The 268-nt window shown below is 67.9% G+C and carries 1 protein-coding gene; it reads right to left on the reverse strand.

Translation table 11 applies throughout. From position 1 onward, the window contains the following. Window positions 1–268, reverse strand: a 268-nt coding sequence (locus H2O73_RS24050; protein WP_220457762.1) for a hypothetical protein, incomplete at both ends; no start/stop codon positions are given.

Genomic DNA, 268 nt, shown 5'->3' on the forward strand with positions numbered 1-268 from the left:
GAGCAGCAATAGAGCTTGGCGTTCAGGCCGCCGAGCACCTCGGTCAGGCGCCAGTATGTTTCGGATGTGCGGGCGTCCTGGGTGGCGAAGAGGTAGCCCAGCCCGGAGCGGCGCACGTCATAGGTGCCGACGCGGTCGCGGAACCGCTCGGGGTTCTCGCGCAGGGTGGCGATCAGGTCCTGGCGATTGCGGGGGATCGCCATGTCCGCGAAGGCGGCGTTGGACACGACGATGGCGGCGGGTTCCTGGGTGAAGGCGAAGACCTCGT

It is taken from the genome of Vibrio marinisediminis (assembly GCF_014050145.1).
Lineage (GTDB): Bacteria > Pseudomonadota > Gammaproteobacteria > Enterobacterales > Vibrionaceae > Vibrio > Vibrio marinisediminis.